Annotated in this window: 19 protein-coding genes; 10 read left to right on the forward strand and 9 right to left on the reverse strand. The window is 71.4% G+C overall.

The window, feature by feature from the left end; all coding sequences use genetic code 11:
• The first annotated feature begins 7 nt into the window (after positions 1-7).
• Positions 8-523, forward strand: coding sequence for a MarR family winged helix-turn-helix transcriptional regulator (locus AB4Z02_RS07805; protein WP_056882635.1), 516 nt, complete (start codon positions 8-10; stop codon positions 521-523).
• A gap of 163 nt (positions 524-686) precedes the next feature.
• Positions 687-2,411 carry an acyl-CoA mutase large subunit family protein gene (locus tag AB4Z02_RS07810; protein WP_441970268.1) on the forward strand — a complete coding sequence of 575 codons (1,725 nt, stop codon included), beginning with the start codon at positions 687-689 and terminating at the stop codon, positions 2,409-2,411.
• 91 nt (positions 2,412-2,502) lie between these two features.
• Here the strand turns inward: AB4Z02_RS07810 and AB4Z02_RS07815 are convergent, their stop codons facing one another.
• Positions 2,503-3,138: a TetR/AcrR family transcriptional regulator gene (locus tag AB4Z02_RS07815; RefSeq protein WP_156399813.1), complete on the reverse strand. Its 636-nt coding sequence runs from the start codon at positions 3,136-3,138 to the stop codon at positions 2,503-2,505.
• Positions 3,139-3,275: 137 nt separating this feature from the next.
• On the opposite strand from AB4Z02_RS07815, the gene AB4Z02_RS07820 reads away from it, so the two are divergent.
• The 4 genes from AB4Z02_RS07820 to AB4Z02_RS07835 all read left to right on the forward strand — a co-directional run bounded on the left by AB4Z02_RS07820 (position 3,276) and on the right by AB4Z02_RS07835 (position 7,411).
• Positions 3,276-3,947 (forward strand): hypothetical protein, encoded by a 672-nt coding sequence (locus AB4Z02_RS07820; protein WP_441970269.1) that lies wholly within the window; start codon positions 3,276-3,278, stop codon positions 3,945-3,947.
• Entirely contained in the window at positions 3,944-4,948 is a 1,005-nt protein-coding gene (locus AB4Z02_RS07825) for a hypothetical protein (RefSeq protein WP_441970270.1), read from the forward strand. The genes AB4Z02_RS07820 and AB4Z02_RS07825 overlap by 4 nt, the downstream gene beginning before the upstream one ends.
• 57 nt (positions 4,949-5,005) lie before the next feature.
• Positions 5,006-6,031: a tetratricopeptide repeat protein gene (locus tag AB4Z02_RS07830; protein WP_441970271.1), complete on the forward strand. Its 1,026-nt coding sequence runs from the start codon at positions 5,006-5,008 to the stop codon at positions 6,029-6,031.
• A 69-nt stretch (positions 6,032-6,100) separates the two neighbouring features.
• A complete protein-coding gene (locus AB4Z02_RS07835) occupies positions 6,101-7,411 on the forward strand; it encodes an ATP-grasp domain-containing protein (RefSeq protein ID WP_441970272.1) in 1,311 nt (436 codons plus the stop codon).
• A gap of 69 nt (positions 7,412-7,480) precedes the next feature.
• Here AB4Z02_RS07835 and AB4Z02_RS07840 read toward each other — a convergent pair whose 3' ends face one another.
• From AB4Z02_RS07840 to AB4Z02_RS07870, 7 genes are all read right to left on the reverse strand, one after another.
• Positions 7,481-7,663, reverse strand: coding sequence for a hypothetical protein (locus AB4Z02_RS07840; protein WP_056882642.1), 183 nt, complete (start codon positions 7,661-7,663; stop codon positions 7,481-7,483).
• A gap of 79 nt (positions 7,664-7,742) precedes the next feature.
• Positions 7,743-9,386 carry a phosphoglucomutase (alpha-D-glucose-1,6-bisphosphate-dependent) gene (gene pgm / locus AB4Z02_RS07845; protein ID WP_441970273.1) on the reverse strand — a complete coding sequence of 548 codons (1,644 nt, stop codon included), beginning with the start codon at positions 9,384-9,386 and terminating at the stop codon, positions 7,743-7,745.
• The gene (locus tag AB4Z02_RS07850) at positions 9,383-9,934 is read right to left on the reverse strand and encodes a VanZ family protein (protein ID WP_441970274.1); all 552 of its coding nucleotides are present in this window, start codon (positions 9,932-9,934) and stop codon (positions 9,383-9,385) included. The genes pgm and AB4Z02_RS07850 overlap by 4 nt, the downstream gene beginning before the upstream one ends.
• On the reverse strand, positions 9,931-12,429 hold the full coding sequence (gene glgB, locus AB4Z02_RS07855) for a 1,4-alpha-glucan branching protein GlgB (RefSeq protein WP_441970275.1): 2,499 nt from the start codon (positions 12,427-12,429) through the stop codon (positions 9,931-9,933). Before glgB ends, AB4Z02_RS07850 begins: the two co-directional genes overlap by 4 nt.
• Positions 12,426-13,862, reverse strand: coding sequence for a maltokinase N-terminal cap-like domain-containing protein (locus AB4Z02_RS07860; protein ID WP_441970276.1), 1,437 nt, complete (start codon positions 13,860-13,862; stop codon positions 12,426-12,428). Before AB4Z02_RS07860 ends, glgB begins: the two co-directional genes overlap by 4 nt.
• Positions 13,855-15,564 carry a maltose alpha-D-glucosyltransferase gene (gene treS / locus AB4Z02_RS07865; protein WP_056882645.1) on the reverse strand — a complete coding sequence of 570 codons (1,710 nt, stop codon included), beginning with the start codon at positions 15,562-15,564 and terminating at the stop codon, positions 13,855-13,857. The genes AB4Z02_RS07860 and treS overlap by 8 nt, the downstream gene beginning before the upstream one ends.
• Positions 15,564-17,666, reverse strand: a complete 2,103-nt coding sequence (locus tag AB4Z02_RS07870) for a maltotransferase domain-containing protein (protein WP_441970277.1) — start codon at positions 17,664-17,666, stop codon at positions 15,564-15,566. Before AB4Z02_RS07870 ends, treS begins: the two co-directional genes overlap by 1 nt.
• Positions 17,667-17,820: 154 nt before the next feature.
• On the opposite strand from AB4Z02_RS07870, the gene glgP reads away from it, so the two are divergent.
• Complete coding sequence (glgP, locus tag AB4Z02_RS07875) at positions 17,821-20,409, forward strand: alpha-glucan family phosphorylase (RefSeq protein WP_441970278.1); 2,589 nt, start codon at positions 17,821-17,823, stop codon at positions 20,407-20,409.
• Between the two features lie 103 nt (positions 20,410-20,512).
• Here the strand turns inward: glgP and glgX are convergent, their stop codons facing one another.
• Positions 20,513-22,669, reverse strand: coding sequence for a glycogen debranching protein GlgX (glgX, locus tag AB4Z02_RS07880; protein WP_441970279.1), 2,157 nt, complete (start codon positions 22,667-22,669; stop codon positions 20,513-20,515).
• 34 nt (positions 22,670-22,703) lie between these two features.
• On the opposite strand from glgX, the gene AB4Z02_RS07885 reads away from it, so the two are divergent.
• Genes AB4Z02_RS07885 through AB4Z02_RS07895 form a run of 3 tightly spaced genes read left to right on the forward strand, consistent with a single transcriptional unit; the run spans position 22,704 to position 24,916 of the window.
• Positions 22,704-23,186, forward strand: a complete 483-nt coding sequence (locus tag AB4Z02_RS07885) for a hypothetical protein (protein WP_056882647.1) — start codon at positions 22,704-22,706, stop codon at positions 23,184-23,186.
• Positions 23,183-23,962: an enoyl-CoA hydratase/isomerase family protein gene (locus AB4Z02_RS07890; RefSeq protein WP_441970280.1), complete on the forward strand. Its 780-nt coding sequence runs from the start codon at positions 23,183-23,185 to the stop codon at positions 23,960-23,962. The genes AB4Z02_RS07885 and AB4Z02_RS07890 overlap by 4 nt, the downstream gene beginning before the upstream one ends.
• A 3-nt stretch (positions 23,963-23,965) precedes the next feature.
• Complete coding sequence (locus AB4Z02_RS07895) at positions 23,966-24,916, forward strand: class I SAM-dependent methyltransferase (protein ID WP_441970281.1); 951 nt, start codon at positions 23,966-23,968, stop codon at positions 24,914-24,916.
• Position 24,917 lies beyond the last annotated feature (1 nt).

The raw sequence follows: 24,917 nt of genomic DNA on the forward strand, positions 1-24,917 counted from the left end.
GCTGCGCGTGCCGAAGCCCATCCGCCTGCCGTTCGACCCGATCACGCGGGCGGCCCAGCTGTGGACCCAGCGCTGGGGACGCTCGTCCCAGCCCCTGGCCATGGCCAGCGCCACCTCGGTCATGCGGGTGCAGCAGCTGCTCATCACCGACTACGACGCGATCGTCGGGCGCCACGGGCTGAGCTTCGCCCGGTACGAGGCGCTGGTGCTCCTGGCGTTCAGCCGCGACGGCCGGCTCGGGATGAGCAAGATCGGCCAGCGGCTCATGGTCCACCCGACCAGCGCCACCAACATCATCCAGCGCCTGCACGCCCAGGGGTTCGTCGAGCGCGTCCCCAACCCCGACGACGGGCGCGGCACCCTGGCCGTCATCACCCCGGCGGGTCGTGACGCGATGGAGGCCGCGACCGCCGACCTCGTGCAGGCGCGGTTCGGCCTCGGCATGCTGAGCGCGGCCGAGCACGAGCAGCTCTTCGCCCTGCTGCGCAAGGTCCGCGTCGGCGCCCACGACTTCGACGGCTGACCCGCCCGGCACGCCCCGCAAAGCGGGTGTCGCGTGGCGAAGCCATCACGTATACGTCCCGGGTCACCGAACGACACCCGCTTTGCGGAGGGAGGGGCGTCCGGAGGCGGACCTGCGACTCGCGTGTTGGTGATTACTAGGACGTCCTAGTAAATTGCACTGTATGACGCAGACCACTCCCGAGCAGTCCGGTGCCGCCCGCTGGCAGTCCCGCTTCGATGCGGCGCAGACGAAGGGGCAGGTGCGTGACGCCGACTTCACCACCCTGTCCGGCATGGAGGTCGACCCGGCCTACGGACCCACCGACGGCAGCGAGGTGCCCGAGCGCATCGGCTGGCCGGGGGAGTTCCCCTTCACTCGCGGGCTGTACCCCACCGGGTACCGCGGTCGCACCTGGACGATCCGGCAGTTCGCCGGCTTCGGCAACGCGGTGCAGACCAACGAGCGCTACAAGATGATCCTCGAGCGCGGTGGCGGCGGCCTGTCCGTCGCGTTCGACATGCCCACCCTGATGGGGCGCGACTCCGATGACCCCATGAGCCTCGGCGAGGTCGGGCACTGCGGCGTGGCCATCGACTCGGCCGCCGACATGGAGGTGCTGTTCGACGACCTCCCGCTCGAGCAGATCACCACGTCGATGACCATCAGCGGACCTGCCGTCCCGGTGTTCTGCATGTACCTCGTGGCGGCCGAGCGCCAGGGCGTCGACCTCGGCGTCCTCAACGGCACGCTGCAGACCGACATCTTCAAGGAGTACATCGCGCAGAAGGAGTGGTTGTTCGCCCCCGAGCCGCACCTGCGCCTGATCGGCGACCTCATGGAGTACTGCGCCGAGAACATCCCGGCCTACAAGCCGCTGTCGGTCTCGGGCTACCACATCCGGGAGGCCGGTTCGACGGCCGCGCAGGAGCTCGCCTACACGCTCGCCGACGGCTTCGGCTACGTCGAGCTCGGCCTGTCCCGCGGTCTCGACATCGAGAAGTTCGCGCCGGGCCTGTCCTTCTTCTTCGACAGCCACCTCGACTTCTTCGAGGAGATCGCCAAGTTCCGTGCCGCCCGGCGCATCTGGGCGCGCTGGCTGCGCGACGTGTACGGCGCGAAGACCGACAAGGCGCAGTGGATGCGGTTCCACACCCAGACCGCCGGGGTGAGCCTCACCGCGCAGCAGCCCTACAACAACGTCGTGCGCACCGCCGTCGAGGCGCTCGCCGCCGTCCTCGGCGGGACGAACAGCCTGCACACCAACGCCCTGGACGAGACCCTCGCCCTGCCGAGCGAGCAGGCGGCCGAGATCGCCTTGCGGACGCAGCAGGTGATCATGGAGGAGACCGGCGTCGTCAACGTCGCCGACCCGCTCGGTGGCAGCTGGTACGTCGAGGCCCTGACCGACAAGATCGAGGCCGAGGCCGAGGCGATCTTCGACAAGATCAAGGCCATGGGCGAGCTGGGCAAGCCCCGCAACGCCGAGGGCGGGGTGGACCACGAGGTCGGGCCCATGACGTCCGGCATCCTGCGCGGCATCGAGGACGGCTGGTTCATGTCCGAGATCGCCGAGGCGGCGTTCCAGTACCAGGTGGCCCTGGAGAAGGGCGACAAGAAGGTCGTCGGCGTCAACTGCCACACGGCCTCCGTCACCCACGAGCTGGAGATCCTGCGCGTCAGCCACGAGGTCGAGCGCGAGCAGGTCGCCGCGCTCGCCGACCGCAAGGCTGCTCGCGACGACGCTGCCGTCCGCGCCGCCGTCGCCCGCATGGTCGAGGTGGCCCGCACCGACGCCAACATGGTCCCGGCCATGCTCGACGCGGTGCGTGCCGAGGCGACCCTCGGGGAGATCTGCGACGCGCTGCGCGACGAGTGGGGCGTCTACCGCGAGCCCGCCCGCTTCTAGGCGGTCGGCGACCCCACGACCCCACGGCCCCACGACCCCACGACCGGTGGTCGTGGGGTCCGCCACCCCGGCCCAGCGGCCCGTGGCCCGGCTACGTGTCGGTGCTGCGGGCCGCCCGGCTGAGGCGGGCGTACGCGACGTCGGCGAGGAGCTCGATGAGGCCGTCGACGAACGCCTCGTCCGGGACGCCGGTCGCGAGCGAACGGTGCATCACCGAACCCACCACGACGTCGGCGAGCAGGTCGACGTCGACCATCTCGGGCCTGATCTCGCCACGCGCGATGGCCCGCTCCACCGACGACGCCACCAGCGCGTGCAGCCTCGTCGACAAGGACCCGCGCACCGCGACGCCGACCCCTTCGGGGTCGCGGGCCGACTCGGCGAGCAGCGCGGCATACGCCCCACCCGTCGAGGGGTCGCGCAGCAGGCGGGCGGCCTCGTCCACGCCGGCCCGCATGTCGGCGGCGAGTGACCCGTGGTCCTCGTCCTCGATCTCGTCGAACACCGCGGCGACCGCGTGGACGGCGAGCTCGACCTTGCTGGGCCAGCGGCGGTAGAGCGTGCTCTTGGCCACGCCGGCCTGAGCCGCGACGTGCTCCATCGACATCCGCGCGACGCCCCGGTCGGCCAGGACCTGTCGCGCGGCGAGGGTGATCGCCTGCTCGGTCGCCTCCTCACGGGGACGGCCGGGGCGGCGGGGGCGGCGGTGCCCGGCTCGGGAGGTCATCACCGGCGATCATGCCATCGAGGCGGCTCCCGGCGCCGGAGCTGATTTGTCGTCGTCGGTGTGCCTGCGTCATGGTGGAGGGAGATGCCGGTGCGGGGAGCTTCCCGTGCCGGCCCGTCCACGTGAGGAATCCTGCCGTGCCGACCTTGGCCACCCGCATCCTGCTGGCTGCGCTGACCGCGATCGGGCTCGTGCTCCTGGTGGTCGGGTCGTGGTTCACCGTCCACCTCGGCCCGTCCGGGAGCGCGACGTTCACCACGACGCCGCCCCGGGGCAGCGTCGTCGTCCTCGAGCCATCAGTGCTCAACCGGGTCGACCGCCCGACGACGGTCACCGCCACCACCCGTGACGGTGCACCGGTCTTCATCGGGCGCGCCACCCCCTCGGACGCGAAGGCCGTCGTGGGTGGCGCCGACGTGACCTCCGTGACCGGGGCCCGCGTGCGCTCCTGGTCCCTCGAGCGCTCGCGGTCGGGAGCCGGCGCCGCGCCGGCGCTCGCCGGCGCCGACGTCTGGCGCAGCACCGCCACCGGCAAGGGCAGCGCGCGCATCCAGGTGCGTCAGGCAGACGCTCCGGAGGCGGTCGTCATCGCGACGGCCGAGGGTCGCGCAGCCGACCTCGTCCTGGTCAGGGTCACGGTCGAGCGGCGTGCGTGGTTCTTCCAGGCGCTGCTCGTGTCCCTCGTCGGGCTCCTCGCCACCGCCGCCGGCGCGGCCGGCCTGTGGCAGCAGCGCCGCCACGCCCTGACAGGGCGCAAGGCCGTGACCGGCCCCGACCACACCCGGCCCACCGAGGAGGTGCCCTCATGACTCTCTCTGCCCCCCGCCACGTCATCGCAGGTGCGCTGGCCGGTGCCCTGGCCCTCGGGGTCGCCGGCTGCGGAGCCGGTGCCTCGCTCGTCGGTGTCGGTGACGCGCCGGCGCAGGTGACCACCGCGGCGCCGATCGGACGTGACGCCGCGCAGAAGGTCGCCGAGCGCGTGCTGTCCCAGGCCGCCGCGGCACAGGCCGCACCCGCCACGCAGGCCCAGAGGCTGCGTACCGCGTCACTCACCGGTTCGGCACTCGCCGTGGCCGACGCGGCCGCCAAGCTCGGGTCCACCGCCACGAGCCCCACGACCGCCCCGCTGACCCGGACCGACCCGCCGAAGGTGCTGGCCGTCTCCCGCGGCACGGACTGGCCCCGGGTGATCCTGGTCCAGACGACCAGCGGGGAGGGCGCAGCGGTGCTCAACCTGCTGACCTCACCCGACGCCGCGACGCCGTTCCGGCTCTCCTCGTCGGTGACGATGCAGCCCGGCACCGAGGTCGCCGCCCTCGACCCGCTCGACGAGGGCTCCCCGCGGGTCACCGCTGCCACGAAGCTGGCCGTCCAACCCGACGAGCTGCTGACCGAGTACGCCGCGAGCCTGGCCTACCCCAAGCCCACGCCCGCGAAGGCCGTCGCCACCAACGACCCGTTCTCGACGGCCGTGCGGGCCAACGCCGCCGCGCAGGCCAAGGCGTTCGGCACGCTGGCCACGCTCCAGCAGAAGCACACGGTGCACCCCGTCCAGACGGTCTCGCTGGCGCTGCGCGGCGGTGGGGCCCTGGTCTTCTCCCTCCTCGAGCGCACCGACACGATCACCCTGAAGCCCGGCGGCAAGTCGCTGACCCCGAGCGCGGAGTTCCAGCGCCTCGTGGGCAAGAAGGCGTTGAGCAGGAACGCTGTGCTGCGCAGCTACGAGACCGTGGCGTTCACCGTGCCTGCCGAGGGCAAGGCCAGCGTCGTCGGCGCCGACGAGGTCCTGTTCTCCGCCAAGGGTTCCTGACCCCGGGCCGTCGGGCCGCGTGGGCGACGGCTCCGCCCGTGAGGAAGAATCGACCCCATGACTGATCAGCCGTTCACCGCAGCCGGCCTGCGTGGGGCCGTCGACCTCACCGGCCTGCAGGGCCAGCCCACCGGATCCACCCAGAGCCGCCCGGGGGGTGCCGGGGCAGCAGCTGCGGCCGGAGCGGGCGCCCAGGGCGGCCAGGGCGGCGCCCACGGTGCGCCGGGTGGCGTCCCGGCCCATGGCGTCGCGGGCCGCTCTGGCCTGGTCGTCGAGGGCACCGACGCCAACTTCACCGAGGTCGCCAACGCCTCCGTCGGCGTGCCGCTGCTGCTGGTGCTCTGGGCCGCTCAGGTGCCCGAGTCGCGCGACTACCTCGACACGGTCGTCGGCCTGGCCCGCGCGCTCGACGGGCGCCTGCAGGTGGTCAGCGTCGACGTGGAGCAGAACCCGGCCCTGCTGCGCGCGTTCCAGATCCAGAGCGTTCCCGTGACCCTCGGCCTCATCCAGGGCCAGCCCGTTCCCATGTTCGCCGGCGTCCAGCCGGCCGAGGCCGTGCGTCCCGTCCTCGACGAGTTCCTGAGCCTCGCCGTCCAGCACGGCGTCACCGGCCGGGTCGAGCTCACCGACGACGGCGCGCAGGGTGACGACGAGGTCGTCGAGCCGCCGCTGCCGCCCCTGCACCAGGAGGCCTACGACGCGATCGAGCGCGGTGACCTCGCGGGCGCGCACGCGGCATACACCCAGGCGCTCAAGGAGAACCCCGCCGACGCCGACGCCGAGCTGGGTCTTGCCCAGGTCGGGCTCATGCAGCGGACCGAGGGTGCCGACCTGCAGGCCGCCCGCGCGGCAGCTGCCGACCGGCCCACCGACGTCGCGGCGCAGACCCTCGTCGCCGACCTCGACGTCCTCGGCGGCCACGTGGAGGATGCGTTCCTGCGCCTCATCGACCTCGTGCGCGCCACGAGCGGCGAGGAGCGCGAGCAGGCGCGCGTCCACCTGGTGCAGCTGTTCGCGGTCGTCGGCGGGCACGACGAACGGGTCAAGAAGGCCCGCACCGCCCTGATGAGCGCCCTGTTCTGACGGGCTCCTGACCGCCTCCTGACCGGGTTCCACTTTCCGGGGCACGCCTCAGCCGACAGGATGGGCTGCATGGCGAAATCCCAGGAACACCTCATCGGTCTTCTCCTCGGGGCTGAGGGCGACTGGCCCCGGGCCTTCGAGACGCTCGCCCAGCGCATGGGCGTGGTCACCGGCCCGGACGGCACCCAGCACCACGTGTCGACCGAGCGCGTCACCATCGAGCCGTTCAACCTGCGCGACAAGCCCCGCCACGACCTGGTCATCGACCGGCTGGCGCACTGGTACTACCACCCGCGCGAGTGGCTCAAGAAGGTCGCCCTCATGGACGACGTCTACCTGCTCAACAGCCCGTTCACGTTCCAGTCCATGGAGAAGCACTCGGCGTACTGCGCCCTGCTGCGCCTCGGCATGGACGTCCCCGAGACGGTCCTCGTGCCCTACAAGAACCCCATCGACAACGTCCGCTGGGCCTACACGTCGGAGAAGTACAACAAGTCCTTCGACCTCGACCGCATCGCCGACGAGCTCGGCTACCCCATGTTCATGAAGCCCTTCGACGGCGGGGCCTGGCGCGGGGTGTCGATGATCAAGGACCGCGCGGCCCTGCACGAGGCCTACGACGACTCCGGCGAGATGCTCATGCACCTGCAGAAGGCCGTCGACGGGTTCGAGGTCTTCGCCCGCGCCCTGACCATCGGGCCCGAGAGCATGGTCATGAAGTTCCGACCCGACGAGCCCATGCACAACCGGTATGCCGTGGAGCACGGCTTCCTCTCCGACGCCGTGGGCACCGAGGCGGTCACCATCGCCCAGACGGTCAACGCGTTCTTCCGCTGGGAGTTCAACTCCTGCGAGATGCTCGTCAAGGACGGGGTGGTCTACCCGATCGACTACGCCAACGCCTGCCCGGACGTCGCCGTCACGTCGCTGCACTACTACTTCCCGTGGGCCATGAAGGCGCTGCTGAAGTGGTCGGTGTTCTGCGTGGCGACCGGTCGCAAGGCCCGCACCCAGGTCGACACCGACCCGTGGTTCGCGGTCGCCGACGACCCGGCGCTGGACTACCAGGCCAAGCTCGCTGCCTACCAGGGGCTTGCGGACGACCACTTCGAGACCGAGCGCTACCGCGAGTTCGTCGAGACGGCCCTGCCGCACCTCGACGAGATGGTGCTCGAGTGGGTCGACTCCGACGACTTCCGCTCGCTGCTCACGGACACGATCCGCGCGACGTACCCCGAGCGGGAGTGGGACACGTTCGAGGGCCACTTCGGCGGTCTCACGCGGCTCTGGGTCGCCGACGAGACCTCGCGGCTGAGCCCGGGACGGTCCGCTGCCGACGAGACGGTGGTCGGCGGACCGGCGCCCGCACTGGCCGACTGAGGGTCCCGGACGCGACTGACGGGCCCCGCCGTGGTGGCGGAGCCCGTCAGACGACAGGAACGAGGGCCTTCAGCAGGCCCGGCACTCCTGCTCGACCTGGTGGCGGCGTGCCTCGGGCTGCAGGAGCCGGGGGCGGCGCAGGCCGCGCACGCGGTCGAGGGTGGCGAGGTTGGGACCGGTGCTGCTCGTCCGTGGGAAGGTGCGGAGCCCGGCGTTCTGGCGCGGTGGGCGCGGGGTGTTGGTGGGCGTCATGTCGTGGTCAACGCCGACGGATGTCCGATGTGTTCCGCGACCGCGTCCGCTCACAGCGCAGCCTCAGCGCCCGCCGCCCTCACCCGCGCAGGGCGGCGTCGACGACCTCCCTGGCCTCGGCCTGCACCTGGGCGAGGTGCTCGGGGCCCTTGAAGGACTCGGCGTAGATCTTGTAGACGTCCTCGGTGCCCGACGGCCGGGCCGCGAACCACGCGCTCTCCGTGGTGACCTTGAGGCCGCCGATCGGCGCGTCGTTGCCCGGGGCGGTCGTCAGCTTGGCCGTGATCGGCTCGCCCGCGAGGGAGTCCGCGCCGACGTCGTCGGGGGAGAGGGCAGCGAGCTTGGCCTTCTGCTCGCGGTCGGCAGCTGCGTCGATGCGCGCGTAGGCCGGGTCGCCGTGGCGCGCGGTGAGGTCGGCGTAGTGCTGGCTGGGGGTCTTGCCCGTGGCCGCAAGGATCTCCGAGGCGAGCAGCGCGAGGATGATGCCGTCCTTGTCGGTGGTCCAGGCGGCTCCACCACGGCGCAGGAACGAGGCACCTGCCGACTCCTCGCCGCCGAAGCCGAAGCTGCCGTCGATGAGCCCCGGCACGAACCACTTGAACCCGACGGGCACCTCGACGAGCCGGGCCCCGAGGTCCGAGGCGACGCGGTCGATCATCGACGACGACACCAGCGTCTTGCCGATGGCGGCACCCTGCGGCCAGTCCGGCCGGGCGCCCCCGAAGAGGTACTGGATCGCCACGGCCAGGAAGTGGTTGGGGTTCATCAGACCCGCGTCGGGGGTGACGATGCCGTGGCGGTCTGAGTCGGCGTCGTTGCCCGTCGCGATGTCGTACTCGTCCTTGCGGGCGATGAGCGAGGCCATGGCGGAGGGGGAGGAGCAGTCCATGCGGATCTTGCCGTCCCAGTCCAGCGTCATGAACCGCCAGGTGGGGTCGACGAGCGGGTTGACGACGGTGAGGTCGATGCCGTGGCGGTCGGCGATCTCGGCCCAGTAGGCGACCGAGGCGCCTCCGAGCGGGTCGGCGCCGATGCGGACGCCGGCCTCCTTGACCTTGGCCAGGTCGACGACGTCGGGAAGGTCGTCGACGTAGGTGCCCAGGAAGTCGTAGGGCTGCGCGTGGGCGCGGGCGCGGCTGAAGGGGACTCGCCGTACGCCGTCGAGGCCGGCCGCGATGAGCTCGTTGGCCCGGGCGGCGATCACCTTGGTCGCGTCGGAGTCGGCGGGTCCGCCGTGGGGAGGGTTGTACTTGAAGCCGCCGTCGTAGGGCGGGTTGTGGGACGGGGTGACGACGATGCCGTCGGCCAGGGTCGAGCCCGTCGTGCGGCCCTCGTTGGCGCGGATGATCGCGTGGCTCACCGCAGGGGTGGGGGTGTAGCCGTCGCGGTCGTCGACGAGGACGATCACGTCGTTGGCGGCGAGCACCTCGAGCGCGGAGGCCCACGCGGGCTCGGAGAGGGCATGGGTGTCACGCCCCACGAACAGCGGGCCGTCGTAGCCCTGCGACGCGCGGTAGTCGCAGATGGCCTGGGTCGTCGCGAGGATGTGCGCCTCGTTGAACGCTGTCCGCAGGCTCGACCCGCGGTGCCCCGAGGTGCCGAACACCACCTGCTGGTCGAGGTCGTCGGGATCGGGGACCTGCGTGTAGTAGGCGGTGACGAGGTGGGCCACGTCGACCAGGTCCGACGGCTGGGCGGGCTGTCCTGCGCGCGGGTCGTTCATGGGCCCACTCTGCCAGCGTTGCGCCGCGCTGCCCACCGCAGTCCCACGAGGAGTACGCCCGCCACCAGTCCGAGCAGGACGCCGGTCCAGTTGTCGGCGAGGTCGGTGGTGTCGCACGAGCGCCCGAGCCCCCGGAAGAGCTGTTGTCCACCCTCGAACAGCAGCGGCAGCGCGGCGGCGCCGGCCACGACGAGCAGCGCCTGCACGCCGCGCAGGCGGCTGGCCACGAGGGCGGCGAACAACCCGACCGGCACGAGCAGCAGGACGTTGAGGATGCGCTGGTCGTCGGCGGCCACCGCGGTCAGGCCGAGTGCCACCCGGTGGATGGCGCAGCGGCGGTCCGGCGACAGGACGCCGTGGTCACGGACGCCGGGCGGCGACATCGTGACCACGCTCGCGAACACCACCGCCCCGCCGAGCAGGACCCGCTCGAGGGTGACGGCGGGGCGGGTGCGGCCGCGCCACAACCACCACGCCGCCACCGCGGCATACGCAAGGACGACCGGGACCACGAGCAACGGGATGCGGTAGCCCCAGACGTGGGTCACTCCGTGCGGTCCTCCACCTCGGACGCGGGGCCGGTCGTCACTCCGGGCGTCTCCTCGACCGGTGCGAGGTAGACCGCGGACAGGGCGGCGACCCGGACCTCCACGGAGTACGGCTGCCCCTGGTGCGGGTGCTCCTGGGCGGTGACGACGACGTCGGCCTGGCTGGGCGTGCCGAACTCGTCGTAGCCGCTCGTGTCGAGCACGACCCTCCAGTCGCCGGCGCGGGGCACGCCGAGCCGCAGGGGCTCGCGGGCCAGGCCGCCGAAGTTCACGGCCACGGCGACGACCGGGCCCTGACGGTCGGGGGTGCCGAAACGCAGGTAGGAGTAGGTGTTTCCCGCGTTGTCGTCGGCGTCGAGCCACTCGAAGCCTGCCGGGTCGGCGTCCAGTGCCCACAGCGCTGGGTTGGCGCGGTAGACCCGGTTGAGCTCCTTGACGAGGTTGTGGACGCGGTAGTGGGCGGCGTGGTCGAGCAGCCACCAGTCGAGCTCGCGGCCGTCGGCCCACTCGGCCTCCTGGGCGAACTCACTGCCCATGAACAGCAGCTGCTTGCCGGGGTGGCTCCAGAGGTAGGCCAGGAACGCCCGCACGGTGGCGAGCTGGTCGTAGCGGCTGCCGGGCGCCTTGCGCAGCAGCGAGCCCTTGCCGTGGACGACCTCGTCGTGGCTGATCGGCAGCAGGTAGTTCTCGCTGAAGGCGTACATGAGCGAGAACGTCAGCAGGTGGTGGTGGTACTGCCGGTTGATCGGGTCCTCCTTGAGGTACTTCAAGGAGTCGTTCATCCAGCCCATGTTCCACTTCAGCCCGAAGCCGAGGCCGCCCTCGCTGGTCGACTTCGTGACGCCCGGCCAGGAGGTGGACTCCTCGGCGATCATGACGATGCCTGGCACGCGCTTGTACGCCGTGGCGTTGGCCTCCTGGAGCAGGCCCACCGCCTCGAGGTTCTCGTGCCCGCCGTGGATGTTGGGCACCCACTCGCCGTCCTTGCGGGCGTAGTCGAGGTAGAGCATCGAGGCCACGCCGTCGACGCGCAGGCCGTCGACGTGGAACTCCTCCAGCCAGTAGACCGCGTTGGCGACGAGGAAGTTGCGCACCTGCATCCGGCCGAAGTCGAAGATGTAGGAGCCCCACTCGGGGTGCCAGCCCTTGCGCGGGTCCGGGTGCTCGTAGAGCGGCAGCCCGTCGAAGCGGGCCAGCGCCCACGGGTCGGTCGCGAAGTGCCCGGGGACCCAGTCGAGGATGACGCCGATGCCGGCCTGGTGGAGCCGGTCGACGAGGTACCTGAAGTCGTCGGGGCGGCCGAACCGCGCGCTCGGCGCGTAGTAGCTCGTGACGTGGTAGCCCCAGGACGGGGGATAGGGGTGCTCCATGACCGGCATGAGCTCGACGTGCGTGAAGCCGAGGTCCTGCACGTAGTTGACCAGGTGCTCGGCGAGGTCGCGGTAGGAGTGGTGGCGCCGCCACGACCCGAGGTGCACCTCGTAGATGCTCATCGGCTGCTCGTGGTGGTTGCTCTGGGTGCGCTTGGCCAGCCACTCGCCGTCGCCCCAGTCGTAGCGGGACTGGACGACGGACGACGCGGTGGCCGGCGGCATCTCGGTGGCCTGGGCCATCGGGTCGGCCTTCTCGCGCACCTTCCCGTCGGCGCCGCGGACCAGGTACTTGTACATCGTCCCGTCGCCGACGCCGGGGACGAAGAGCTCCCAGACGCCCGACTCGCCGAGCAGGCGCATGGGGTGGCTGCGGCCGTCCCAGCCGTTGAAGTCGCCCGCGACGTGCACGGCCTGGGCCCGCGGCGCCCACACGGCGAAGGAGGTGCCGACGACGGTGCCGAGGGGGCCGGTGTACTCGTGGACGTGGGCCCCGAGGACCGTCCACAGCTGCTCGTGGCGACCTTCGCCGATGAGGTGCAGGTCGACCGGTCCGAGCGTGGGCGCGAAGCGGTAGGGGTCGTCCATCTCGTGCTCGACGCCGTCGGCGTAGCTCACGAGCAGGCGGTAGTCCTGGGTCTGCGTCTGCCCCTCGCGCAGCCCGCCCCACACACCGTCCTCCTCGTGGGCGAGGTCGAGGCGGGTGCCGTCCTCGAAGCGCGCTGCGACCGTGGAGGCGAACGGCCGGTAGGTGCGCACGCGCAGGCCGCCCGGCTCGAGGTGGTGCCCGAGCAGGTCGTGCGGCTGCTGGTGGCGGCCGTCGGCGAGGGCGCGGATGGCCTCGGCGGGGGTCGCGGGCACGGGAACCGGCTCGGGCGTCCGGTCGACCGGCGGCTCGGTGACCGGGGCCTTGGGGGCCGACGGCGTGCCGCCCGGCTTCTCGATGAGCGCTTCAGCCTCGGAGGTGTGCGGCGCCCGCTCCTGCTTGGTCGGCTCGACCGCGGCCGACTCGGCGGCCGGTGCCACCGGGGTGACCTCCTCGACCCGGGCCGGCTCGACGGCCTCGACCGCCTGGGTCTCCTTGGCCTTCTTGGTCTTCTTGTCCTTCTTGCCGAAAGGGCTCACGGAAGGTCCTTCCTCGCATCGTCAAGCAAACGGACCACCGCAGTGGTGGGGATGGTCAGCCAGGTCGGCCGGTTGCGCGCCTCGTAGACCACTTCGTACAGAGCCTTGTCGAGCTGGAACGCGATGAGCAGTGCGGTGTCCTCGCGCGGGTCCCTGCCGGACTCGGCGGCGTACCCGTCCAGGAACGCGCGTTGGGCGGACTCCACCCAACCACGCGCGCTCTGGCCCGGGTGGGCCTGCTCCCACGAACCGGCCGCGTAGTCGAACGAGCGCAGCATTCCCGCGATGTCGCGGACGGCGAGGTCGGGCCGGACGCGCTCGGAGAGCGGTCGCAGCGGCTCGCCCTCGAAGTCGAGCAGCACCCAGCCGCGTCCCTCGACCTGCAGGACCTGGCCGAGGTGGTAGTCGCCGTGGATGCGTTGCAGCGCGGGCCAGGGCGCGCCGACAGCCGCGTCGAAGACGGCCGCGATGCGCTGCTCGTGCTCGGCCAGGGCGGGCACCTCAGCGGCGGCGGCGACGTAGCGCCCGCGCATCCCCGCGACCATGGTCGACACCACGGCCGGGGTGACCGGTTCGGTGGGCATGACCTCGGCCAGGCGCGAGTGCACCTCGGCCGTGGCGGCGCCGAGCTCTCGCGCCCGGTCGGCGAAGTCCTCACCGGCGGCGATGGCGCGAAGCGCCACCCGCCAGGCGTCCTCGGTGCCGGGGAAGAACTCCTGGGCGAAGGCCAGGTGCCCGGCGTCCGAGCCCTCGCCGTCGACGGACGGCCAGGTCGCCGCGACCGCTCCCACCATGCCCGGGACGCGCAGGGATCCGGCCTCGGCCAGGGCGCCCTGCACGACCACGTCGGGGTTGTCGCCGGCCTGCAGGGTGCGGAACACCTTGCAGATCAACGGTTTCGGCGACCCCGAGTCGTCGGTGCAGTCGAAGATGACGGAGGTGTTGGACTGTTCACCCGACAGCACGCGCGAGCCGGTGAGGGTGGTCTGCGTCGTCCACGACGGGTGTCTACGTGCCACGACCGCAGGCTCCACGGTGTCGGACCGGCTGCCGGCCTGGGGGACCGCCTGCTCGAGGACGAGGGCGAGGAGCTGGGCGGCGTAGACCGGGTCCTGCGGCCCGTCGTAGACCCAGCGGGGCCCCAGGACGCTGTGCTCCATCGTGCCCACGAGGGCCTGCTGGTGGCCCTCGAGCGGCGCGGATCGGTAGGTGAGCGGCACCTGGTAGACGACCGGCTCGGCGCCACCCTCGTCGACGACGAGCAACGTCTCGATACCGACCTCCCCGGCGGGGTCGTCGAGGCGCCACGACCACAGCTTGCGCAGCACCGGCTGACGCCCCTTGGCGGCATACCAGCGCTGGCGCGCCATCCACGGCGCGACGAGCTCGAGCTTGGTCGGCGTGATGCTGGCGGTCGTGTGGATCTCAGCCACGGGCGGCACCCGGCACGAGCCGCAGCCAGAAGAAGTCCCGCGAGCCCAGGGTCAGGGTGACCGTCCCGTCGTCGGAGACCTTCGGGAAACCGTTGCCGCCGAACAGGTCTGCGAGCTGGGCGCCCTTGAACTCCGCGGGCACCCGGATCGTCGTGGCCTGCGGGCGGCTGGCGAGGTTGTTGACGCAGAGCACGGCCTCGGAGTCGGCGCCGTCCTCGTGGTCCCACTCGACGCGCAGGAAGGACAGCACGGCATCGTTGTCCGATGGGCAGACCTCGAACTCGCCACGGCCGAAGACGGGGTGCCGCTTGCGGATCTCCAGCATCGCCTTGACCCAGTGCAGCAGCGACGAGCTGTGCGCCATCTGGGCTTCCACGTTGACGTTGTTGTAGTGGTAGACGAGCGAGGAGATGACCGGCAGGTAGAGCTTGCCCGGGTCGGCGGAGGAGAAGCCGGAGTTGCGGTCCGGCGACCACTGCATCGGCGTGCGGACCGCGTCACGGTCGTTGAGCCAGATGTTGTCGCCCATGCCGATCTCGTCGCCGTAGTAGAGGCACGGCGACCCCGGCAGCGACAGCACGAGGGCGTGGATCAGCTCGATCTCCGCGCGGCTGTTGTCCAGCAACGGCGCCAGCCGCCGGCGGATGCCGACGTTGGCCCGCATCCGCGGGTCCGGCGCGTACCAGCCGTACATCGCCGCGCGCTGCTCCGGCGTCACCATCTCGAGGGTCAGCTCGTCGTGGTTGCGCAGGAACGTGCCCCACTGGGTGCCGGCGGGCTTGGCGGGGGTGTCGGCGAGCACGTCGACGATCGGCGACGCCTTCTCCTCCCGCAGCGAGTAGTAGAGCATCGGCATCACGGGGAAGTGGAAGCACATCTGGCACTCCGGCTCCTCCTCGGTGCCGAAGTAGTCGACGACGTCGGCCGGCGGCTGGTTGGCCTCGGCGAGCAGGATGCGCCCGGGGTACTCCGCGTCGACCATCGCGCGCAGCTTGGCCAGGAACTGGTGCGTCTTGGGGTGGTTCTCGCCGTTGTGGCCCTCCTCCTCGTAGAGGTAGGGGACGGCGTCCAGCCGGAACCCGTCGATGCCCATGTCCATCCAGAACCGCACGACGTCGAACATCGCCTCGTGCACGGCCGGGTTCTCGAAGTTGAGGTCGGGCTGGTGGGAGAAGAAGCGGTGCCAGAAGAACTGCCGGCGTACCGGGTCGAAGGTCCAGTTGGAGACCTCGGTGTCGATGAAGATGATGCGCGCGTCGGAGTACTTCTCGTCGGTGTCGGACCACACGTAGAAGTCGCCGAACGGGCCCTCGGGGTCCGAGCGCGACGCCTGGAACCACGGGTGCTGGTCGCTGGTGTGGTTCATGACGAAGTCGGTGATGATCCGGATGCCGCGGGCGTGCGCCTGCGACACCAGCTCCTGGAAGTCGGGCAGCGTCCCGAACTCGGGGAGCACGGCGGTGTAGTCGGCGATGTCGTACCCGCCGTCGCGCAGCGGCGAGGCGTAGAACGGCGGCAGCCACAGGCAGTCGACGCCGAGCCACTGCAGGTAGTCGAGCCGGTTGATCAGGCCGGTGAAGTCGCCGGCGCCCGACCCCTTGGAGTCGCCGAAGCCTCGGACGAGGACTTCGTAGAAGACGGCGGTCTTGAACCACTCGGGGTCGTGCTTCAGGCCGGGCTGGTTGAGGTTGAGACCCTGCATCAGAACCTCCGGATCGCGACGACGTGGACGGGCTCGGTCTCGGGCCCGAGTCTGACGTAGACGTGCTCGCCCCAGTGCCACGACTCCCCTGTGATGAGGTCCTGTGCGGCGATGCCGTCCTCGTGGCGCAGGCCCAGGGCGGGCATGTCGAGGTGGAGCGTCGACTCCCGGGTGGCGTGGGGGTCGAGGTTGGCCACGACGACGACGACGTCCTCGGTGCCGTCGGGCAGCACCCGGCGCTTGGAGAACGCGATGATGTTCTCGTCGTCGACGTGGTGGAACGTGATGTTGCGCAGCCAGTGCAGGGCGGGGTGCTCGCGCCGGATCTCGTTGAGCCGCGTGAGGTAGCCGGCCAGCGAGTGCCCCTCCTTGGGGCCGCCGGGCTCGTAGTCCTCCCAGTGGCGGTTCTTGTACTCGTACTTCTCGTTGTCGATCTGCTCCTCGGCACCCGGCCGGGCGACGTGCTCGATGAGCTCGTAGCCGGCGTAGATGCCGTAGGTCGGCACGATCGTGGCCGCGACGGCCGCCCGCAGCTTCCACGCGGCCGGGCCGCCGAACTGCATGTACGGCGTGAGGATGTCGTGCGTCGTCGGCCAGAACGACGGGCGCATGTAGGCAGCCGCCTCGCCGGACAGCTCCTCGAGGTACTCGGTGAGCTCCCACTTCTGGTTGCGCCACGCGTAGTAGGTGTAGGACTGCTGGAACCCGACCTTGCCGAGGGTGTGCATCATGGCGGGCTTCGTGAAGGCCTCGGCCAGCCAGATCACCTCGGGGTGGTCGCGGGCCACGTCGTCGATGATCCACTGCCAGAACTCGACCGGCTTGGTGTGCGGGTTGTCGACGCGGAAGATCTTGACGCCGTGGTCGATCCAGACCTGGATCATCCGTCGCATCTCGGCGTAGGACCCGGCGGGGTCGTTGTCGAAGTTGAGCGGGTAGATGTCCTGGTACTTCTTCGGCGGGTTCTCGGCGTAGGCGATGGTCCCGTCGGCGCGCGTGGTGAACCACTCCGGGTGCGACTGCACGTAGGGGTGGTCGGGCGAGCACTGGAGGGCGATGTCCATCGCGACCTCGAGCCCGAGCTCCTCGGCACGGGCGACGAACGCGTCGAAGTCGTCGAACGTCCCGAGGTCGGGGTGGATGGCGTCGTGGCCGCCGTCGGGGGACCCGATGGCATACGGGCTGCCCGGGTCGTCGGGGCCGGCGTCGAGGGTGTTGTTGGGTCCCTTGCGCGCCGTGGTGCCGATCGGGTGGATCGGGGTGAGGTAGACGACGTCGAAGCCCATGCCGGCGATGGCCGGCAGCCGCTCGGCAGCGGTGCGCAACGTGCCCGACCTCCAGTGCCCGGTCTCGGGGTCCTGCACCGCCCCCTCCGATCGGGGGAAGATCTCGTACCACGCGCCGTACAGCGCGCGCTCACGCTCCACGAGCAGCGGCAGGTCGGCGGACGGGCTGACCCAGTCGCGCAGCGGCCGCGCGGCGAGCTCCTGCTCCACCGAGGGGTCGGTGGCGGCGTGGAGCCGGGCCATCGGGGGACGCCGGGTGTCGCGCAGCGCGGTCACGGCGTCCTTGAGCAGCTTCGCCCCCGGCTTGGGGCGCCCGACCTCGGCCAGTGCGCGCTCAAGGACACGGGCGCCCTCCTCGAGCATGAGCTCGGCGTCGATGTCGGCGGCCACCTTGATGGAGGCGTCGTGCTCCCATGTGCCGTAGGGGTCGGACCAGCCCTCCACGCGGTAGTGCCACCAGCCCGCGGTGCCGGCCTCGACGACCGCCTCCCAGGCGTTGAGGCCCGGGTTGGTGCAGCGCATGGGCAGCACGTGCTCGCTCCCGTCCGGCGCGGTGAGGACGACGGAGGCGTTGACGGCGTCGTGGCCCTCACGGAACACCGTCGCGGTGACGGTGAACTGCTCACCGACGACCGACTTGGCCGGTCGGGCGCCGCCGTCCACCAGGGGCTGCACGTCCTGGACGGGGATCCGCCCGACCGGGCTCTGCGGCGGTCGGGTGCGTGGGGCGGGGGAGGGCCCGGGTCGGGCTTGCGGGCTGCGGGAGCCGCGGGGGGTGGGAGAGGTGGGTGTGGTTGCCGAGGGGGTCGCAGTCACGCGCCCGACGCTACTCGTTCTGGGCGCTGGTGCACCTCTGCGGGACTCCGGGTGGACGCGCCGGGCACCGCGCCGTGAAGGCACCGTGAAACTTTCTGAAAGATCTGCAAGAAGTCGACAGACTTTCCGGGTCCTGGCCCTATGATCAGCCCTCGTGAAGGCGATCCGACGCTTCAGCGTCCGTACTGTCCTGCCCGAGCCGATCGCGGCCCTCGGCGACCTGGCGAGCAACCTGCGGTGGTCCTGGCACCCGCCGACCCGCGACCTCTTCGAGCGCATCGACCCGCAGCGCTGGGCCAAGGTCCGCAAGGACCCCGTGCGCCTGCTGTCGGCGCTGTCGCCGGCAGAGCTCGCGGCGCTTGCCGCAGACACCGGCTTCGTCGGTGCGGTCGCGGCGGCCAAGGCCGACCTCGACACCTACCTCACCGAGCCGCGCTGGTACCAGGCGTGGGCCCAGGCGCAGGACGAGGACGGTGCGGGCGCCCCGAAGGCGATCGGCTACTTCAGCCCCGAGTTCGGCATCACCGAGGTGCTGCCGCAGTACTCCGGCGGTCTCGGCATCCTCGCCGGCGACCACCTCAAGACCGCCTCCGACCTCGGCGTCCCGATCGTCGGCGTCGGCCTGTTCTACAAGACCGGCTACTTCAAGCAGAGCCTCAACCGCGACGGCTGGCAGCAGGAGACCTACCCGGTCCTCGACCCCGACGGCCTGCCGCTGAGCATGCTCCGCGAGGAGGACGGCACCCCGTGCGTCATCACGCTCGGGCTGCCCGGCGGCCGCCAGCTGCACGCCCACGTCTGGAAGGCGCAGGTCGGCCGCGTGCCGCTGCTGCTGCTCGACTCCGACGTGCCGGACAACGACGAGGCCGCCCGCAACATCACCAACCGCCTCTACGGCGGCGGTGGTGAGCAGCGCCTGCAGCAGGAGATGCTCCTCGGCATCGGCGGTGTCCGCGCGCTGCGCCTGTGGTCGCGCCTCACCGGCGCCCCGGCCCCGGACGTCTATCACACCAACGAGGGCCATGCCGGGTTCCTCGGCGTCGAGCGCATCCACGAGCTGACCCAGTCGGCGGACCTGGGCTTCGAGGAGGCGCTCGAGGCCGTGCGCGCCGCGACGGTCTTCACCACCCACACGCCGGTCCCTGCGGGCATCGACCGCTTCGACGCCGAGCTCATCTCGCTGCACTTCGGCGGCGACCAGGCCGTCCCGGGTGTGCCGGTCGACCGGCTGCTCGCCCTCGGTGCCGAGGACTACCCCGGTGGCCAGCCCGGCATGTTCAACATGGCGGTCATGGGCCTGCGCCTCGGCGGCCGTGCCAACGGCGTCTCGCAGCTGCACGGTGTCGTCAGCCGCGAGATGTTCGACGGCCTGTGGCCGGGCTTCGACGACGACGAGGTCCCGATCAGCAGCGTCACCAACGGTGTCCACGCCGGCACCTGGGTCGACCGCCGGGTCTACGAGCTCGCCGACAAGTACCTCGGCACCCACGACCTCGAGCGCGACAACGCCTGGGACCGCATCGACGAGGTTCCCCGCGAGGCGATCTGGGCGACCAAGCGCGACATGCGCGAGCAGCTCGTCGTGGAGGCCCGTCGCCGCACCCGCTCGTCGTGGAAGAAGCGTGGCGCCAGCCCCGCCGAGCTCGGCTGGGTCGACGACATCCTCGACCCCGACATCCTCACGATCGGCTTCGCGCGGCGCGTCCCGACCTACAAGCGGCTCACCCTGATGCTGCGCGACCCCGCGCGCCTCAAGCGCCTGCTGCTCGACGAGAAGCGCCCGATCCAGCTCGTCATCGCCGGCAAGTCCCACCCCGCCGACGAGACCGGCAAGCAGCTCATCCAGCAGATGGTCCGCTTCGCCGACGACCCGGAGATCCGCCACCGCATCGTCTTCCTGCCCAACTACGACATCGCGATGGCGCAGTACCTCTACCCCGGCTGCGACGTGTGGCTCAACAACCCGCTGCGCCCGTTCGAGGCCTGTGGCACCTCCGGCATGAAGGCGGCCCTCAACGGCGGCCTCAACCTGTCGATCCTCGACGGCTGGTGGGACGAGTGGTTCGACGGTGGCAACGGCTGGGCCATCCCGACGGCCGACGGCGTCGAGGACGCCGAGCGCCGCGACGACCTCGAGGCGGCCGCCCTCTACGACCTCATCGAGAACTCGGTGGCGCCGCGCTTCTACGACACCGACGAGGCGGGCCTGCCGCAGAACTGGCTGTCGATGATCAGCCACACGCTGCGCACGCTCGGCCCGAAGGTGCTGGCCAGCCGCATGGTCCGCGACTACACCATCCAGCTCTACGGGCCCGCCGCCCGCGCCGGCTGGGCGCTCGACGGCGAGACCTACGCCGGTGCGCGTGACCTCGCGGCCTACAAGCACAAGGTGCGCGAGGGCTGGTCGTCGGTCCACGTCGACCACGTCGAGTCCTCGGGCGTCTCGGACTCGCCGCAGATCGGCGAGACCCTGCACGTGCGGGCCTACGTCTCGCTCGGCGACCTGACGCCCGACGAGGTGGAGGTGGAGGTCGTGCACGGCACCGCGCGCGACTCCGACGAGCTGCGCGACGTGCAGTGCGAGCCCCTCGCCCTGGTCGAGTCCTACGAGGGCGGGCGGCACCAGTTCGCCGGCGACTTCGCCCTCGCGCGGACCGGGTCGTTCGGCTACACCGTGCGGGTGCTGCCCAAGCACGTCGGCCTCGCCAGCACCAGCGAGCTCGGGCTGGTCGCCAACGCCTGACCCGCACCAGCTCCACTTGGGGGCCGGGGAGTGACGCCTACGTCACTCCCTGGCCCCCAAAGTCGTCTCGGTCCCAGGAGTACGGCGCGGAGCCGCGCGAGGGTCAGGTCGGGTCGACGGCGCGGTAGACCTGCAGGCAGGCGCCACCGACCTCGACCGGGCCGGGCGGCAGCGGGGGACCGGGGTGGCACGGCCGCTCGAGGGTGGAGTCCCAGAGCAGCTCGTACCCCGTGAGCCCGGGCAGCGTGGGCAGCGTCACCGTGCCCGGCTCGGCGTCGCCCCGCAGGACGAGGAGGAGCGAACGGTCCTGCAGGCACGCGCCGTTGAGGAACATGAGCAGCGTGCGGGTCGAGGGGTCCTCCCACCGACCGTTCTCCATCGGCTCGCCGTCGGCGCCGAACCACGCCAGGTCGGTCGAGCCGTCCTCGTGGACCGGGCGCCCGGTGAAGAACGTGCGCTGCCGCAGGACCGTGTGCTCCGCCCGCAAGGTGGTGAGGAACCGGGTCGTCGCCAGCAGGTCCTCCTGCCAGTCGTCGAGCTCCCAGTCGAACCACGACACCTCGGAGTCCTGGCAGTAGGGGTTGTTGTTGCCGTCCTGGCTGCGGCCCAGCTCGTCGCCGGCGTTGAGCATCGGCACCCCCGTGGCGAGCAGGGTGGTGGCGAGCAGGTTGCGCATCGAGCGGCGGCGCGCGGTGCCCACCTCGAGGTGCGTGAGGTCCACCGGGTCGGTCGGGCCCTCGACCCCATGGTTCCACGAGCGGTTGCCGTCGGTCCCGTCCCGGTTGCCTTCCCCGTTGGGGCCGTTGTGCTTGGCGTTGTAGGCGGTCAGGTCCGCGACCGTGAAGCCGTCGTGCGCGGCGACGAAGTTGACCGAGGCGACCGGGCCCCGGTCACGGGCGCCGAACAGGTCCTGCGACCCCGCGAGCCGGGTGGCGAGCTCGCGCACGCCGTGGCCCTCCTGACCGTGCACCTGGGCGCCGAGGTCCTGCAGCCAGAACGTCCGCACCGCGTCGCGGAAGCGGTCGTTCCACTCGGCGAACGGCGGCGGGAACTGGCCCGTGCGCCACCCGTGGATGCCGACGTCCCACGGCTCGGCGACGAGCTTGACCCTGGACAGCACGGGGTCGGTGCGCAGGGCCACGAGGAACGGGTGGTTGGGGTCGTAGTCGTCGTTCTGGCCGCGGCCGAGGGCGACGGCGAGGTCGAAGCGGAAGCCGTCGACGTGGCACTCCTGCACCCAGTACCGCAGCGAGTCGAGGACCATCTTGCAGACCATGACGTGCCTCAGGTCGAGGGTGTTGCCGCAACCCGTGACGTCGATGTCCTGGCCGCGCTCGTCGAGACGGTAGTAGGCCCGGTTGTCCAGACCGCGCCACGACAGCGACGCGCCCTGGCGCGACTGCTCGGCGGTGTGGTTGTAGACGACGTCGAGGATCACCTCGATGCCCTCGTCGTGCAGCAGCCGCACCATGCCCTTGAACTCGTCCAGGGCGCCCTGCGGGTCGGGGGTCGACGCGTAGCGGGCGTGCGGGGCGAAGAACCCGAGGGTGTTGTAGCCCCAGTGGTTGACCAGCCCGCGCTGGACCACCTCCGGCTCGGAGGTGAAGGCGTGCACCGGCAGCAGCTCCACCGCCGTGACGCCGATCGCCTTGAGGTGCGCGATGACGGCCGGGTGGCACAGCCCGGCATACGTGCCGCGCAGGTGCTCGGGCACCTCGGGGTGGAGCATCGTGATGTTGCGGACGTGCGCCTCGTAGACGACCGAGTCGGCGAGCGGCGTGTGCGGGTGCTGGTCGTCGCCCCAGTCGAAGTCGTCGCGCACGACCACGCAGCGCGGCATCGCCCCGGCGCTGTCGAGGGTGCCGCGGATGACGTCGTCACCGCGCAGCTGCTGGTTGACCGGGTGGGCGTAGACCTCCGGTCCCCACCGCACCTCGCCCTCGACGGCCCGCGCGTAGGGGTCGAGCAGGAGCTTGTGCGGGTTGTAGCGCAGCCCCTCCTGGGGACGCCACGGGCCGTCGGCGCGCAGGCCGTAGCGCTGCCCGGCCTGCACGCCGGGGAGGAAGCCGAACCACGTGCCGTGGGTGCGTTCGACGAGCGGTACGCGTCGCTCGGTGGACCCGTCGGTGTCGCCCTCGTCGAAGAGGCAGACCTCGACGGAGTCGGCATGGCCGGCGTAGACCGCGAACTCGGCGCCACCCTCGACGAGCGTCATGCCGAGGGTGGGAGGAAGGTCACGCGGGCGCGCGGCAGGCGACATGGTCCTCAGCCTAGGCAGTGGTTACGGTTGGGGCATGACCGATCCCACGTCGCTGCCCAACTTCCCGCCGCCCCCGGACGAGCACCCCCTGCGCGGGCGGGTCCTGGACGCGCTCATCGACCAGGGCCTCGCGCCCGACATCGACGGTGACGGCGACGTGGCGTTCACGGTGCAGGACCAGCAGCTCTTCGTGCGGTGCACCGAGGGCGACTTCCAGATCATGCGGCTCTTCGGCCAGTGGGCCATCAGCGACGCAGTGCCCAGCGACCCGCTGACCCGGCTCGCCACCTGCAACGAGATCACCCTGCAGCTCAACATCGTCAAGGCCGGCCTGGCCAACGACACCCTCGTCGTCACCGGCGAGCACATCGTCACGCCCACCAGCGATGTCGCCGCGCTCGTCAACATCACCATCCAGCTCGTCCTCGCCGGCGTCCAGATGTGGCACGAGCGCATCATGGGTGGCGAGTCCGGCCCCGGCGCCGGCCAGCCCGCGCCCGACGGTGGCCCCGCATGAGCGACCTCGTCTCGGTCGAGGTCGAGGGCGGCATCGCCACGATCCTGCTCGACCGGCCGCCCATGAACGCGCTCAACGCCGAGGTTCAGGAGGCGCTCGCCGCCGCCGCGGTCGAGGTGGGCGAGCGTCGCGACGTCTCCGGTGTCGTGCTCTATGGCGGTGAGAAGGTGTTCGCAGCCGGTGCTGACATCAAGGAGATGCAGCACATGTCCTACACCGACATGGTCGAGCACTCCGGCTCCCTGCAGGCGTTCACCCGCACCCTGTCCCGCATCCCCAAGCCCACCGTCGCTGCGATCACCGGCTACGCGCTGGGCGGCGGGTGCGAGGTGGCGCTCGCCTGCGACTTCCGGGTCGCCGCGTCCAACGCCAAGCTCGGCCAGCCCGAGATCCTGCTCGGCATCATCCCCGGCGCCGGTGGCACGCAACGCCTCACGCGTCTGGTGGGGCCGGCCAAGGCCAAGGACCTCATCTTCTCGGGACGCTTCGTCTCGGCCGACGAGGCGCTCGCGATCGGCCTCGTCGACGAGGTCGTCGAGGCGACGGACGTGTACGCCGCGGCGCGGCGCAGGCTCGCGCCGTACGTCGGCGGTCCCGCCCAGGCCATCCGGGCCGCCAAGGAGGCCATCGACCGCGGGTCCGAGGTGGACCTCGACACCGGCCTGGAGATCGAGCGCATGCTGTTCGCGGGGCTCTTCGCCACCAGGGACCGCGAGACCGGCATGCGGTCGTTCGTCGAGAACGGTCCGGGCAAGGCGAAGTTCGAGGGCGCCTGAGCGATGCCACCGACCTCACCGTCGGCCAGTGCCGAGGACGTCGAGCGGGCCTACGGCGACACCAAGCTGGCCCAGGTGCTTTACCACGACTGGGAGGCCGCGACCTACGACGACAAGTGGTCCATCTCCTTCGACGAGCGCTGCACCGCCTATGCGCGTGACCGGTTCGAGGCGATCACGGGGATGCCCGAGCCGCTGCCGTACGGCGTCGCGCTCGAGCTCGGTGCAGGCACGGGCTTCTTCTCGCTCAACCTCAAGCTCGCAGGCGTCCTGGACGAGGTCCACGTCACCGACATCTCACCGGGGATGGTCGAGGCAGCGAAGGCCAACGCGGAGCGACTGGGCTTCACCGTGCAGGGACGGGTGGCAGATGCCGAGCGGATTCCCTACGACGACAACACCTTCGACGTCGTCGTCGGCCACGCGGTCATCCACCACATCCCCGACGTGGAGGCGGCGTTCGCCGAGGTGCTGCGGGTGCTCAAGCCCGGAGGCCGGTTCGTCGTCGCGGGCGAGCCGACGCGGGTGGGGGACTGGTACGCCCGGCGCCTCGGCCGACTGACCTGGCACGCGACGAAGGCGGTCACCGCCTTGCCGCTCCTGCGCGAGCGCTGGGCCCGCGACCCCGAGGAGCTCGACGAGTCGTCCCGCGCCGCGGCCCTGGAGGCGGTGGTCGACCTGCACACCTTCGACCCCGACGAGCTCGCCCGCACGGCCCTGCGCGCAGGGGCGGTCGCCGTCCGGACCCGTACGGAGGAGCTCACGGCAGCATTCCTCGGGTGGCCGGTGCGCACCTTCGAGGCGGCCGTGAGACCAGGAGCCCTCGGGTGGGGCTGGGCGATGTTCGCCTACGGGTCGTGGCGCCGGTTGTCGGCGCTCGACCGGGTGCTGGCGCGGGCGGTGCCCGCCAAGCTCTTCTACAACGTCGGCATCACCGGCGTGAAACCCGGCTGAG

This window comes from Pedococcus sp. 2YAF34, assembly GCF_052114585.1.
Taxonomy (GTDB): domain Bacteria; phylum Actinomycetota; class Actinomycetes; order Actinomycetales; family Dermatophilaceae; genus Pedococcus.

Excerpts from the sequence above, each read along its gene's own strand:
- AB4Z02_RS07885 (WP_056882647.1), top strand. The coding sequence starts at position 22,704 with ATGACCGATCCCACGTCGCTGCCCAACTTCCCGCCGCCCCCGGACGAG.
- pgm (WP_441970273.1), bottom strand. The coding sequence starts at position 9,386 with ATGAACGACCCGCGCGCAGGACAGCCCGCCCAGCCGTCGGACCTGGTC.
- AB4Z02_RS07810 (WP_441970268.1), top strand. The coding sequence starts at position 687 with ATGACGCAGACCACTCCCGAGCAGTCCGGTGCCGCCCGCTGGCAGTCC.
- treS (WP_056882645.1), bottom strand. The coding sequence starts at position 15,564 with ATGCAGGGTCTCAACCTCAACCAGCCCGGCCTGAAGCACGACCCCGAG.
- glgX (WP_441970279.1), bottom strand. The coding sequence starts at position 22,669 with ATGTCGCCTGCCGCGCGCCCGCGTGACCTTCCTCCCACCCTCGGCATG.
- AB4Z02_RS07830 (WP_441970271.1), top strand. The coding sequence starts at position 5,006 with ATGACTGATCAGCCGTTCACCGCAGCCGGCCTGCGTGGGGCCGTCGAC.
- AB4Z02_RS07835 (WP_441970272.1), top strand. The coding sequence starts at position 6,101 with ATGGCGAAATCCCAGGAACACCTCATCGGTCTTCTCCTCGGGGCTGAG.
- AB4Z02_RS07890 (WP_441970280.1), top strand. The coding sequence starts at position 23,183 with ATGAGCGACCTCGTCTCGGTCGAGGTCGAGGGCGGCATCGCCACGATC.
- AB4Z02_RS07825 (WP_441970270.1), top strand. The coding sequence starts at position 3,944 with ATGACTCTCTCTGCCCCCCGCCACGTCATCGCAGGTGCGCTGGCCGGT.
- AB4Z02_RS07815 (WP_156399813.1), bottom strand. The coding sequence starts at position 3,138 with ATGACCTCCCGAGCCGGGCACCGCCGCCCCCGCCGCCCCGGCCGTCCC.
- AB4Z02_RS07895 (WP_441970281.1), top strand. The coding sequence starts at position 23,966 with ATGCCACCGACCTCACCGTCGGCCAGTGCCGAGGACGTCGAGCGGGCC.
- AB4Z02_RS07840 (WP_056882642.1), bottom strand. The coding sequence starts at position 7,663 with ATGACGCCCACCAACACCCCGCGCCCACCGCGCCAGAACGCCGGGCTC.